Below are 12,978 nucleotides of genomic sequence, written 5' to 3'. Positions count from 1 at the left end.
CCCGCCCACCACCGACCAGACACACCCGCCCCACCCGGCACCTCGCTCTGCACAGGTGATCAAGGAGTTTGCGGCTCTTTCCGGCACCCACGAGCACACAAACTCCTTGATCACCGCGATCTTGGAGTTGTGGCGCCTCACGAACGATGTCAAGCCGGGCATCCTGGGCACCACAACTCCAAGATCGAACAAGCCCTCCCCAGGCACCCCGCCATCGGTCGATCATGAGGTTGGCGGCGACAAACCGGACACCAAGTGCCGTCAACTTCATGATCGACGCCCTTGGGGCGGCTCGCGCGGGGCGGGGCGGGGCCGGATCGGACCGAAGGGCGGCGTAGTACCGCGTCGATCTTGCAGGTGCAGCCCTTCGGGTGTCCCCGTTTGCGCGTTATGCGGGGTACCGAAGTGCAAGATCGCGGAGGACTGGGGCGAGGGCTGTTTGAGAGGGCTGGGACAAAGACATGCGCCGCCGCCCCGTCCGGGCCGAGCTGCCCTCGGACCGGGTTCTGCCGCTGGCAGATCCGCTCACCGTGAACAAGGGGCGCCATGGCCGGCGGGCGGCGGCAGGCTGGGACGCATGCGACTGCTGATGCTGGGTGGTACGGGCTTTGTCGGTGGTGCCGTGGTGGCCGAGGCGGTACGCCGCGACTGGCAGGTGACAGTGTTCAACCGGGGCGTACACGGGCAGGCGCCGCCCGGCGTACACCGGTTGCGGGGTGACCGGACGGCGCCGGACGGGCTGGCCGCGCTGGCCGGCGGCGAGTGGGATCTGGTGGTGGACACCTGGGACGGCGCGCCCCGGGCGGTCCGGGACGCGGCGTCGGCGCTCGTCGGCGCGGTGCCGCACTACGTCTACGTGTCCAGCGGCTCGGTGTACGCGCCACCCGTCGAGCTCGGCACCGGCGAGGAGGCGCCTACGGTGGCGGCGGACCCGGAGGCCGACGACGGCGACTACCCGGAGAACAAGGCGGGCGGGGAACTCGCCGCCACGCGGGTGTTCGGTGACCGGGCGCTGCTCGTGCGCGCCGGGCTGATCCTCGGGCCGGGGGAGGACATCGGGCGGCTGCCGTGGTGGCTGAACCGGATCGCCCGGGGCGGGGACGTGCTGGCGCCCGGGCCGCGTGACCTGCCGATCCAGTACGTGGACGTCCGTGACCTGGCGACCTGGCTGCTGGACCGGGGTGCCGAGGGCGTCGGCGGGGCGTACAACGTGATCGGTCGCACCGGGCACGCCACGATGGGTGAGCTGCTCGACGCGGCGGTGGCGGCGACCGGGTCGGGCGCGACGCTGCGGTGGACGCCGCCGGAGCCGATCCTGGCGGCCGGGGTGGTGCCGTGGAACGACCTGCCGGTCTGGGTGCCGCGGGGGCACGAGTACCGGTGGTTGCAGGAGCGGAACGTCGAGCGGGCGTACGCGGCGGGGCTGGTGTGCCGGCCGGTGACCGAGACGGTCGCCGACACCTGGCGGTGGCTGCGCGAGGTGGGGCAGGTGCCGGCCCGGGCGGGGCGGCCCACACGTGCGCGGGTCGGCCTGGCGCCGGAGCGGGAGGCCACCCTGCTGGCCTCGCTTCCGGCCTGAACCGGCACAGAAGGGGCCGTGCGGCCGGCCTGACCCGCGGAGGGGTTCGGGTCAGGCCGGCACGACCGGCAGGTCGAGCACTTCCTCGACCGGGCGACGCGGGGTGGCGCGGCCCGGCTGGCCGTACCCGATCCGCATCACCATCTGCGGGGTGCCGAACCGGCCCAGCGACATCCGCAGCGCCTCCCGGGCGGCCGGCACCTCGATCGGCTGGGACAGCATCGACGCGCTGAGCCCGGCGTCGGTGGCGGTGAGCAGCACCCGCTGCAACGCCTGCCCGGCGAGGATCTGGTCGGCGGAGGTGTTGCCGGCCGAGCCGAGCACCGCGACGAGCGGCTCCGGCTCGAAGTCGCGGCCGGGGGCGCGGTTGCGGCCGCCGAAGCCGCGCTGGGGAAGCAGGTCCTGCGGCTCGCTCTGCGGTCCGCCGGCGCCGGAGGGCACGCCGTCCGGGGCCGGCTCGGAGCGGATCCACTCGGCCCGCTCGGCCACGTACGCGGGGTCGCGTTCCAGCACCCGGTGGGCGCTGCGGGCGACCTCGGCGACCGCGTTCACCGCGCTGGTGCCGATCACCAGTTCCAGCCAGCACTGCTCGGCCCGGGCCGCCTCGCCGAGCCGCCAGCGGGCCTCGGCCGGCACCGGGTCCGGCCAGAACGGCGCGCGGTTGCTGAACCGGCGGTTGATCGCCCCGTACAGGCTCTGCTCGGTCGGGGTGGGGCGGCGCGGCACGTCCGGCACGAGCCGGGCCACGACGTCCGGGTCGGAGGGGTACGGGCGCAGCCGCACCGTGGCCGGGGTGCCCGCCACGGCGAGCGCGAGCCGCAGGTTGAACAGCGCCGCGCCGGCCGCCATGCGCGCGCCCCAGCCGGTCGGGTCGGTGGCGGGCAGGCCGCGCAGCGGGTCGACGGACACCTCGATGCCGCCGTCGACCACCCGGAACCGCCACGGCTGGGTGTTGTGCAGCGACGGCGCCCGGACCGCGTCGGCGACCGCGGCCCGCAGGTCCGCGGTGGTGTATTCGGTCGTCATGGTGGTGCTTCCTCTCGTGCGGCGCCGGCTCCCCCGTCCGGTACACCACTACGGTGCGTCAGCGGACGGCGCGGTGAGCAGGGCCGGAGGTCCCCACCTGGGCCCGGCCGTCGGTCCCGGCCGGCGCGTGCAGGACGGGACTTTCGACCCGTGCTACTGACGCGGGAAAGCGGGTAGAAAGGACTGATGATCCGGGTGTTCCTGCTCGACGACCACGAGGTCGTCCGTCGTGGCCTTGCCGACCTGCTGCAGAGCAGCGGCGACATCGAGGTGGTCGGCGAGTCCGGCCTGGCCCAGGAGGCGGCGCGCCGCATCCCCGCGCTGCGCCCCGACGTGGCGATCCTCGACGCCCGGCTGCCCGACGGCAACGGCATCGACGTGTGCCGGGACGTCCGCGCCGTGGACTCCTCGATCAAGGGGTTGATCCTCACCTCGTACGAGGACGACGAGGCGCTGTTCGCGGCGATCATGGCGGGCGCCGCCGGGTACGTGCTCAAGCAGATCCGCGGCACCGACCTGGTGGACGCGGTCCGCCGGGTGGCGGCGGGGCAGTCCCTGCTCGACCCGGCGATCACCACCCGCGTGCTGGAGCGCATCCGCAGCGGCGTGGAGCAGCCCCGGGAGCTGAAGTCGCTCACCGAGCAGGAGCGGCGGATCCTGGAGTACGTGGCGGAGGGGCTCACCAACCGGGAGATCGCCGGGAAGATGTTCCTGGCCGAGAAGACGGTGAAGAACTACGTCTCCAGCGTGCTGGCGAAGCTCGGTCTGGAGCGGCGCACCCAGGCGGCGGTGCTGGCGACCCGGTTGCTCGGCAAGAACACCTGACGCCGCGTCAGCCGAGCGGGACGCTCCAGCGCACCTCGGTGCCGCGCGGCTCGGCCCGGCGCAGCGAGAACTCGCCGCCCAGCCGCTCGGCCCGCTCCCGCAGGTTGACCAGCCCGCTGCGGGCCGCCTCCGGGTCGCAGCCGATCCCGTCGTCGGTGACGGTGATCTCGACCCGGCCGGAGTCGACGCGTACGCGCACCGACACCCGGTCGGCCTGCGCGTGGCGTACCGCGTTGGACAGCGCCTCGCGCAGCACGGCGGTGAGTTCGCCGCGCAGCTCGTCCGGGACGGCGCTGTCGATCGGGCCGACCAGCTCCAGGTCGGGCCGGTAGCCGAGCGACTCGGCGGCCACTTCGATGGCCTCGCGGATCTCGGTGCGCAGCGCCGCGCTCATCGGGGTGCGCAGCTCGAAGATGGTGCGGCGGATGTCGCGGATGGTGGCGTCCAGGTCGTCGACCGCCTGGTTGATCCGCTTGGCGGCCTCGGGGCGGGCGTTCATCGCGCCGCTCTGCAGTTGCAGGCCGGTGGCGAACAGCCGCTGGATCACCACGTCGTGCAGGTCGCGGGCGATGCGTTCGCGGTCCTCCAGGACCACCAGCAGTTCCCGCTCCTCCTGCCCGCGGGCCCGTTCCATGGCCAGCGCGGCCTGCCCGGCGAAGCTGGCCAACGGCGCGAGGTCGTCGTCGGCGGCGGGGCCGTGGTCGGGCCGGTAGCCGATCACCAGGACGCCGTGCAGCGTGTCGGCGGCGGCGAGGGGGGAGACCACTGCCGGGCCGGCGACCACGGGCCGGGGCCAGGGCGCCGCGGCGGCGAGGTTCTCCACCTGGTCGTGCCGGCCCGACGTGGCGGACGCGGCGAAGCTGGTCTCGGCGGCCGGCAGCACCGCGCCGACCAGTTCCCGGGTGACCGGGTCGGCGCCGTCGACCACCTCGACGGTGAACTGCGCCTCGTCCTCGTCGTAGAGCAGCACCAGGGCCAGCTCGGCCTCGGCGACCTCGCGGGCGCGGCGGGCCACCAGCGTCAGCGCGTCGGTGCGGCGTACCTCGCCGAGCAGCACCGAGGTGATCTCGGCGGCGGCGGCGAGCCAGCGTTCGCGCCGGTGCGCCAGCGCGTAGAGGCGGGCGTTCTCGATCGCCACGCCGGCCGCGGCGGCCAGCGCCACCACGATCTCCTCGTCGTCCTCGGTGAACTCGGCGGCGCCCTGCTTCTCGGCCAGGTAGAGATTGCCCCAGACGTGGTCGCGGATGCGCACCGGCACGCCGAGGAAGCTGTGCATCGGCGGGTGGTGCGGCGGGAAGCCGTACGAGTTGGGGTGCTTGGTGATGTCCGGCATGCGTACCGGCTTCGGCTCGTCGATGAGCAGGCCCAGCACGCCGCGGCCGTGCGGCAGCTCGCCGATCTTCGCGTGCAGCTCGGGGCTGATGCCGTGGACGATGAAGTCGTGCAGCATCCGGTCGGGGCCGATCACGCCCAGCGCGCCGTAGCGGGCGCCGGCCAGCTCGCACGCCGACTGCACGATCCGCTGCAGCGTGCTGCGCAGGTCGAGGTCGGAACCGATGCCGACGACGGCGTCCAGCAGCGCCCGGAGCCGCTCGCGGCTGGTCACCACCTCGCCGACGCGGTCGAGCATCTCCTGGAGCAGTTCGTCCAGGCGGACGCGGGACAGCGGGGTCAGCCCGAGCGACGGCGCGACGTGCTCGTGCTGGGGCTGGGGTGCGGCGGCCACCGGGCGATGGTATCGCCCGGCGGCCGCCCTGATCGAGACCGGTCAGGTGAGCCGGTCGCGGACCGCCGAGGTGTCGACGGTCTGCGCGACGTCCAGCCGGGGGGTGTGCGGCGGGCCGGCGTGGTTCGGGTCGGCCACACCCAGCCGCATGCTGATGTACGGGAACCCCAGGCCGGCGAGCATCTGCCGTAGCACCTCACGGGTGCCCTCGACCTCCACCACGCCGGACAGCGGCACCAGCGACACCCCGTGCCGGGTGGCGGTGAGCCAGGCGGCGGAAAGCGCCTCACCGGCGCGCAGCCAGCTCATCAGCTCGTCGTCGGCGCCCCAGAGGATCCCGTACACGGCGGTCTTGTCGTGGCCGGGGCCGATCGGCAGCGATCCGGCGCGGCCGAAGTCGCGGGCCGGAACGGTCGTCTGGGGGGCCTGCTCGGGCAGCACCTCCGGCGGCAGCCCGGTGCCGGTGCCGGCCCGGCTGGTCCAGTACGCCAGTTCCTCGCGCAGTTCCGGGCTGTCCGCCTCGACGGCGGCGGCCTGCTGGGCGGCGCTGGCGAGCTGGATCTTCTGGGTGTCGTCGAGCAGTTGCAGGTTCACGCCTTCGCGGGTGGCGGCCCGGTCGATGTCATCGAGCGCGGCGGTCGGGATCGGCTCGTCGCTGACCGGACGCCGGTCGGTGTGCCGGACCTGCATGCACTGCACGACGCGCATGGCGTCGGGGTCGGCTCCGGTGTGCTTCAGACTGGTGATCCTGGCCAGCAGGTCGGGTTCGGCCGCGTCCGGCAGCCGCTCCACCACCGGGGTCCAGCCCTCGGCGGCCAGCGCCACCCGGGCGTGGTGCAGCGCGGCGCCGCAGCTCACCACCAGCAGGTGACCCTCCGGGTCCATGGCGCTGAGGTGCCGTTCGCGTACCACCCGCAGCTCCAGCGCGTCGGGCAGGACCGTCCAGTGCCACGGCTGCGTGTTGTGCACCGAGGGAGCGTGGCCGGCCATTCCGGCGGCCTCCGCGAGCGCGGTGGTCAACGGGCGATCGCCGGCCGGCGTCTCGTGGCTCATCGTCACGACCTTTCCTGTTTTCCCCATCGTGCCCCACGCCCGGGTGGGGACGCCGTTCCATCCCCCGGATTACCCGTGTCGGCCCGCCCGCCCCACGTCCGACTGAGACGATCCACACGTGGGAAGCGAACCACGCGAGTGCGTACCCGAGCAGCCGGCCCGTGCCCGGCGGTGGGCGTGGGCCGAGTGGGCGCCGCTGGTGCTGCTCACCGCGGCCGTGCTGGCCGGGGCGGCGCTGTGGTTCGCGGGCGCGCACGACGCCGCCCGGCTGGTCTGGGCGGCGGTCACGGTGGTCGCGCTCGTCCCGGCCGCCTGGACCACGCTGCGCCAGCTCTGGCTGCGGCAGTTCGGCGTGGACGTCATCGCGGTGCTGGCGCTGCTCGGCGCGCTGCTGGTGCGGGAGTTCCTGGCCGGCGCCGTGATCGCGGTGATGGTCGCGACCGGGCGGGCGCTGGAGGAGTACGCCCAGCGCCGCGCCACCCGTGACCTGCGGGCGCTGCTGGAACGCGCGCCCCGGCAGGCGCGGCGGCGGACCCCGGACGGCGGGATCGAGGTGGTGCCGCTGGACCGCGTCGAGGTGGGGGACCGCCTCGTGGTCGGGCCGGGCGACGTGGTGCCTGTCGACGGCGTGGTCGAGGAGGCGGCCACGCTCGACGAGTCGGTGGTCACCGGCGAGTCGCAGCTGGTCACCCGCGCGGCGGGCGACGAGGTCGCCAGCGGGGTGGTCAACGCGGGCGCCGGGTTCGGGCTGCGGGCCCGCCGCAACGCGGCGGAGAGCACCTACGCCGGCATCGTCCGCCTGGCCGGCGAGGCCACCGCCCGCAAGGCACCGATGGTACGGCTCGCCGACCGGTACGCCGCCGCGTTCGTGCCGTTCACGCTGGTGCTGGCGGGGCTGGCATGGCTGCTGTCCGGCGAGTTCACCAGGGCGGTGGCGGTGCTCGTGGTGGCCACCCCGTGCCCGCTGCTGCTGGCGACCCCGATCGCCGTGGTGTCCGGCCTGTCCCGGGTGGCCCGGCGCGGCGTGCTGGTGCGTGACGGTGGCTCGCTGGAGCAGCTCGGCCGCGCTCGTACGCTGCTGCTGGACAAGACCGGGACGCTCACCGCCGGGCGGCCCCGGGCGGCCGAGGTGGTGGTGGCGCCGGGCGGCGACCGGGACGAGGTGCTGCGGCTGGCCGCCTCGGTCGAGCAGCTCTCCCCGCACGTGCTGGCCGCCGCGCTGGTCCGGCAGGCCCGCGAGCGCGGGCTGGCGCTGGCCGAGCCGACCGATGTCACCGAGGAGCCGGGGCACGGCGTGAGCGGGCGCGTCGACGGGCGGATGGTGCACGTCGGGCAGTTCGCGGGTGAGCCGCCGGAGTGGGCGGGCCGGCTCGGTGAGCGCGCCGAACGGGCCGGGCGTTCCGCGGTCTGGGTCAGCGACGACCACGGGCCGCTGGGCGCGATCCTGCTGGAGGACCCGGTGCGCCCGGACGCCCGGCGGACCGTGCGGCGGCTGCGCGAGGCGGGCCTGACCCGGCTGGTGATGGTGACCGGCGACCGTCCGGGCACGGCCCGCCAGGTGGCGCAGATCGTGGGCGTGGACGACGTGATCGCGCGCTGCTCGCCGCAGGAGAAGGCCGAGCGGGTACGCGAGGAGTCGGCGCAGGCGGTGACGGTGATGGTCGGCGACGGCGTGAACGACGCGCCCGCGCTGGCCGAGGCGCACGTCGGGGTGGCGATGGGCGCGACCGGGGCGACCGCCTCGGCCGACGTGGCCGACGCGGTGCTCACCGTGGACCGCCTGGACCGGCTCGCGGACGCGGTCGAGATCGCCCGGTACGCCCGCCGCATCGCGGTGCAGAGCGCCACCGTCGGGATGGGCCTGGCGGTGCTGGCGATGCTGGTGGCGGCCGCCGGCCGGCTGCCCCCGGTGGCCGGCGCGTTCCTGCAGGAGGGCATCGACGTCCTGGTGATCCTCAATGCGCTGCGCGCGCTCGGCGGTGGCCTGCGGCGGCGGGACCTGCCCCCGCACACGGCGGAGCTGATCGACAGGTACGCGGGCGAGCACGGTGGCATCCGGGACGTGCTGGCCCGGCTGCGGGACACCGCCGACATGGTGGCGACCCGACCGGACGACCCGGCGTGCCTGCCGGCGCTGCGCGAGGTGCACCGGCGTCTGGTCGACGAGGTGCTGCCGCACGAGGCGGCCGAGGACCGGCAGCTGTACCCGGCGCTGGCCGGGCCGCTCGGCAGCGACGAGGCGACCTCCACGATGAGCCGGGCGCACGTGGAGATCGTGCGGCTGGTGGAGCGGATCGGCGGGCATCTCACGGCGCAGCCGGACGGGCGGCTGCGCCGTGACGAGGTGCCGGATCTGCTCGCCGCGCTCTACGGCCTGGACGCGGTGCTGCGCCTGCACCTGGCGCAGGAGGAGGAGGATTACTTCTCGCTCAACCCGGAGGAGGGCTCCACCGCGTCCGGCCGCTGACCACCGTCCTCGCGGCAGGTGCTCCACGAGCCAAGCGCGCCCGTCTGGTCAGCGCTCGCGTACCACGGCGACCGGGCAGTGCGAGTGCTGGATGAGCTGCTGGCTGACCGAGCCGAGCAGCATGCCGCGCAACCCGCCGCGGCCCCGGCTGCCGACCACCACGAGCTGCGCCGACCGGCTCGCCTCCACCAGCAGCGCCGACGGGCTGCCGGGAACGGCCTCGACCTCCATCGGCACGTCGGGGAAGCTCTCCCGCCAGGTGGCCAGCTCCGCCTCGGCAGCGGCCCGCTCGGCGGCGGCGGTCTCCTCCGGGTCGAAGCCCGGCGGCACCCACCTGTCGCCGGGCCGCTCCCAGGCCCGCAGCACCCGCAGCGGCACGTCCCGCTGGGCGGCCCGCTCGACGGCGAAGCCGAGCGCCCGCAGCGCCGTCTCCGAGCCGTCCGAGCCGACCACCACCGGCCCGGACGTGGCGGCCTGACCGTCGCGGACCACCACCACCGGGCAGTGGGCGTGCGCTGTCACCGAGACCGCGGTGGAGCCGGCGAGCAGCCCGCCGAAGCCGCCGTGGCCGCGGCTGCCGAGCACCAGCATCCCGGCCTCGGCGGACTGTTCCTGCAGCACCAGCGCGGGCGGGCCGTCGAACACCTCGCCGTGCACGGTGAGGCCGGGCCGGTCGGCGGCGGCGTCCGCCGCCGCCTTGCGGACCAGTTCCTCGACCTGCCGGCGGGCGGCCTCGTCCGGCCACACCCCCGGAGCCACCCCGGGACCGATCCAGCCGGTCACCGTCAACCACTCGAAGACGTACGCCAGCCGCACCGGCCAGCCCGAGCGGCCCGCCTCGTCCAGCGCCCAGTTCAGGGCGACAACCGCGTCAGGGGAGCCGTCGTAGCCGACGAGGATCTCCTCGTTCATTCGCCACTCCTTACCGCCGGATCGTTCTCGCGGACCCAGCGCCACTCGGCGACGCGGGGGTCGTCCTCGCCGTAGCGCCGGGTGTAGTCGCGGCAGGACTGGCGGGCGTCCACCATGTCCTGACGCAGGTGCGCGGCCCGCGACCGCAGCCCCGGTACCCGGTCGATCACGTCGATGACCAGGTGGAAGCGGTCCAGGTCGTTGAGCATCACCATGTCGAACGGCGTCGTGGTGGTGCCCTCCTCCTTGTAGCCGCGTACGTGCAGGTTCTCGTGGTTGGTCCGGCGGTAGGTGAGCCGGTGGATCAGCCACGGGTAGCCGTGGTAGGCGAAGATCACCGGCTTGTCGCGGGTGAAGATGGTGTCGAACTCGTTGTCCGGCAGGCCGTGCGGGTGCTCCGACGGCGGTTGCAGGCGCATCAGGTCGACCACGTTGACCACCCGCACCTTCAGGTCCGGCAGGTGCCGGCGCAGCAGGTCGACAGCGGCGAGCGTCTCCAGCGTCGGCACGTCGCCGGCGCAGGCGAGCACCACGTCCGGCTCGACGCCGTCGTCGGTGCTGGCCCAGTCCCAGATGCCCAGGCCGCGGCGGCAGTGCTGGATCGCCTCGTCCATGGTCAGCCAGTTCGGCGCGGGCTGCTTGCCGGCCACCACCACGTTGATGTACTGCCGGCTGCGCAGACAGTGGTCCATGGTGGACAGCAGCGTGTTGCCGTCCGGCGGCAGGTAGACGCGGACCACCTCGGCCTTCTTGTTCATCACGTGGTCGATGAAGCCCGGGTCCTGGTGCGAGAAGCCGTTGTGGTCCTGCCGCCACACGTGGCTGGACAGCAGGTAGTTCAGCGAGGCCACCGGCTCCCGCCACGGGATGCCCCGGGTCACCTTCAGCCACTTGGCGTGCTGGTTGACCATCGAGTCGACGATGTGGATGAACGCCTCGTAGCTGGTGAAGATGCCGTGCCGGCCGGTCAGCAGGTAGCCCTCCAGCCAGCCCTGGCACAGGTGCTCGGAGAGCACCTCCATCACCCGGCCGTCGGGGGAGAGATGGTCGTCACCGGGCACCTCCGCGCCGATGAACGCGCGGCCGGTCACCTCGAACGCCGCGCCGAGCCGGTTCGAGGCGACCTCGTCCGGGCCGAACAGGCGGAACGTCTCCGGGTTACGCGCGATCACGTCGCGGACCCAGGGGCCGAGCACACCGGTCGCGCCGGCCATCGGCTCGCCCGGCTTCGGCACGTCGACCGCGTAGTCGCGGAAGTCGGGCAACTCCAGGTCGCGCAGCAGCCGGCCGCCGTTGGCCACCGGGTTCGCGCTCATCCGGCGGTCACCGGTCGGCGGCAGGTCGGCCACCTCGGCGACCGGGCCGCCGGTGGCGTCGAACAGCTCCTCCGGACGGTAGCTGCGCAGCCAGCGCTCCAGCTCGGCCAGGTGCTCCGGGTTGTCCCGGACGCCGGAGATCGGCACCTGGTGGGCGCGGAACGTGCCCTCGACCTGCTTGCCGTCGACCCGGGACGGCCCGGTCCAGCCCTTCGGCGTACGCAGGACGATCATCGGCCAGCGCGGGCGTTCCACGCGCTCACCGGAGCGGGCGCGGCGCTGGATCTCGCCGATCTCGTCGACCGCCCGGTCCAGCGTGGCGGCGAGCGACTGGTGCACTGTCGCCGGGTCGTCGCCCTCCACCACGTACGGCTGGTAGCCGAAGCCGCGCATCATCTCGCGCAGATCCGCACGGGGGATCCGGTCCAGCACGGTCGGGTTGGCGATCTTGTAGCCGTTGAGGTGCAGGATCGGCAGCACCGCGCCGTCACGGGCCGGGTTGAGGAACACGTTCGACAGCCAGCTCCCGGCCAGCGGGCCGGTCTCCGCCTCGCCGTCGCCGATCACGCAGGCCACCAGCAGGTCCGGGTTGTCGAACGCGGCGCCGTACGCGTGGCTCAGCGCGTACCCCAGCTCGCCGCCCTCGTGGATCGAACCCGGCACCTCCGGCGCCACGTGGCTCGGGATCCCGCCCGGGAAGGAGAACTGGCGGAACAGCCGCTGCATGCCGGTCTCGTCGCGGGGGATGTGGTGGTACAGCTCGCTGTAGGTGCCCTCCAGCCAGGTGTTCGCGACCAGCGCCGGGCCGCCGTGGCCGGGACCGGTGACGAAGATGGCGGACAGGTCCCGGTCGACGATGACCCGGTTGAGGTGCGTGTAGAGCAGGTTGAGCCCGGGGCTGGTGCCCCAGTGGCCCAGCAGGCGCGGCTTGACGTGCTCGGGTCTGAGCGGTTCGCGCAGCAGCGGATTGTCGAGCAGGTAGATCTGGCCGACGGTCAGGTAGTTCGCCGCCCGCCAGTAGGCGTCCAGCCGGCGCAACTCGTCCTCGGTCAGGGGGCTGTGCAGGTTCACCGCGGTGTCCATGCTGCCTTAGCCTCTCGTGGCTCGGGATCTGCTGCCACTCGGGGACCACGTCTTCTTCCCCGGCGGGTTCAGCTTCGCCCCGGTCCGGGGCCGCCGGTCAGGGCCGTAGGTCCCGCCTCGGGTGGGCGTCACGATCCGTCCCCGGCGCCCGTGTCGAGTCCCCGTACGACGATCAGCGGGGCCGGCGAATGGTAGAGCAGGGACTGGCTGACCGCGCCCAGAGTCGACCGTACCGGCCCGTCGCCCCGGGCGGCGACGACTGCGAGCTGCGCCGCGCGGGACCGGTCGAGCAGGACGGATGTCGGCTCACCGTGGACGGTGAGGCAGTCGGTGGTGACCCGGGGGTGCCGGACGGCGTGCCGGTTCACCGCCTCCTCCAGCAGCCCGTCGTCGCCGTCGCCGCACCCGGGCTCGATCACCCGGACGGCGAGCAGGCGGGCGCCGCGGCTCTCCGCGCAGTCGAAGGCGTATCCGAGTGCGGCGCGGGAGCTGGCCGACCCGTCGAAGCCGACGACCAACGGTCCGGGCGGGGCCGGCTCGGCGCGGCCGACCAGCACCGGGCAGCCCGCCCGGGCGGCCACCTCCACGGCCGGCGTGTCGGTGGGTACCGAGTGCGGGCGGGTCGACATGCCGCCGTCACCGAGCGCGATCAGGAACGCGGTGTCGGCGGCCCGCAACAACGCCTCGACCGGTGAGCCCTCGACGATCTCGCCGCTGACCGGCACCTCCGGCGCGCACTCGGCGGCCACCTGGCCGGCGGCCTCCAGCAGGTTCTCCGCGTCCGTGCGGCTGCCGCCCGCCGGGGCGGGCCCGGGCGTCGCGGCCCAGTTGAACGCGTGCAGCAGATGCAGCGGCCGGTGGTGGGCGGCGGCCTCGGCGGCGGCGGTGCGGACCACCGCCAGATCCTCCGCCGACCGGCCCACGCCGACGACCACCGAACCGTGGCTGGGTGCGGCCACCCCGGCTCACCTCCCGACCCCGCTTTTCACTC

At 74.3% G+C, this 12,978-nt stretch carries 9 protein-coding genes; 3 read left to right on the top strand and 6 right to left on the bottom strand.

Going from position 1 to position 12,978, the window contains the following annotated elements:
- Window positions 1-577: 577 nt before the first annotated feature.
- Window positions 578-1,579 (top strand): NAD-dependent epimerase/dehydratase family protein, encoded by a 1,002-nt coding sequence (locus BAW75_RS23315; protein ID WP_104114924.1) that lies wholly within the window; start codon window positions 578-580, stop codon window positions 1,577-1,579.
- Window positions 1,580-1,630: 51 nt separating this feature from the next.
- Here the strand turns inward: BAW75_RS23315 and BAW75_RS23310 are convergent, their stop codons facing one another.
- A complete protein-coding gene (locus tag BAW75_RS23310; RefSeq protein ID WP_064447202.1) occupies window positions 1,631-2,605 on the bottom strand; it encodes an Acg family FMN-binding oxidoreductase in 975 nt (324 codons plus the stop codon).
- Window positions 2,606-2,791: 186 nt separating this feature from the next.
- Between BAW75_RS23310 and BAW75_RS23305 the strand changes: the two genes are divergently transcribed.
- A complete protein-coding gene (locus BAW75_RS23305) occupies window positions 2,792-3,430 on the top strand; it encodes a response regulator (RefSeq protein WP_013284884.1) in 639 nt (212 codons plus the stop codon).
- 7 nt (window positions 3,431-3,437) lie between these two features.
- On the opposite strand, the gene BAW75_RS23300 is transcribed toward BAW75_RS23305, so the two are convergent.
- On the bottom strand, window positions 3,438-5,105 hold the full coding sequence (locus BAW75_RS23300) for a sensor histidine kinase (RefSeq protein WP_208635299.1): 1,668 nt from the start codon (window positions 5,103-5,105) through the stop codon (window positions 3,438-3,440).
- Window positions 5,106-5,198: 93 nt separating this feature from the next.
- Window positions 5,199-6,209: an Acg family FMN-binding oxidoreductase gene (locus tag BAW75_RS23295; RefSeq protein ID WP_104114926.1), complete on the bottom strand. Its 1,011-nt coding sequence runs from the start codon at window positions 6,207-6,209 to the stop codon at window positions 5,199-5,201.
- Between the two features lie 118 nt (window positions 6,210-6,327).
- On the opposite strand from BAW75_RS23295, the gene BAW75_RS23290 reads away from it, so the two are divergent.
- Window positions 6,328-8,676 (top strand): heavy metal translocating P-type ATPase, encoded by a 2,349-nt coding sequence (locus BAW75_RS23290; protein ID WP_104114922.1) that lies wholly within the window; start codon window positions 6,328-6,330, stop codon window positions 8,674-8,676.
- A 48-nt stretch (window positions 8,677-8,724) separates the two neighbouring features.
- Here the strand turns inward: BAW75_RS23290 and BAW75_RS23285 are convergent, their stop codons facing one another.
- The 3 genes from BAW75_RS23285 to BAW75_RS23275 form a co-directional block, all read right to left on the bottom strand.
- Window positions 8,725-9,588 carry a universal stress protein gene (locus BAW75_RS23285; RefSeq protein ID WP_104114921.1) on the bottom strand — a complete coding sequence of 288 codons (864 nt, stop codon included), beginning with the start codon at window positions 9,586-9,588 and terminating at the stop codon, window positions 8,725-8,727.
- Window positions 9,585-11,987 carry a phosphoketolase family protein gene (locus BAW75_RS23280; RefSeq protein WP_104114920.1) on the bottom strand — a complete coding sequence of 801 codons (2,403 nt, stop codon included), beginning with the start codon at window positions 11,985-11,987 and terminating at the stop codon, window positions 9,585-9,587. Before BAW75_RS23280 ends, BAW75_RS23285 begins: the two co-directional genes overlap by 4 nt.
- Window positions 11,988-12,115: 128 nt before the next feature.
- Complete coding sequence (locus BAW75_RS23275) at window positions 12,116-12,946, bottom strand: universal stress protein (protein ID WP_104114919.1); 831 nt, start codon at window positions 12,944-12,946, stop codon at window positions 12,116-12,118.
- Between the last annotated feature and the right edge of the window lie 32 nt (window positions 12,947-12,978).

Source organism: Micromonospora chalcea (assembly GCF_002926165.1).
GTDB classification, from domain to species: Bacteria; Actinomycetota; Actinomycetes; order Mycobacteriales; family Micromonosporaceae; genus Micromonospora; species Micromonospora chalcea.
Note: the sequence above shows the minus strand (reverse complement) of the source record. Positions and strands in the feature narration are given on the sequence as shown.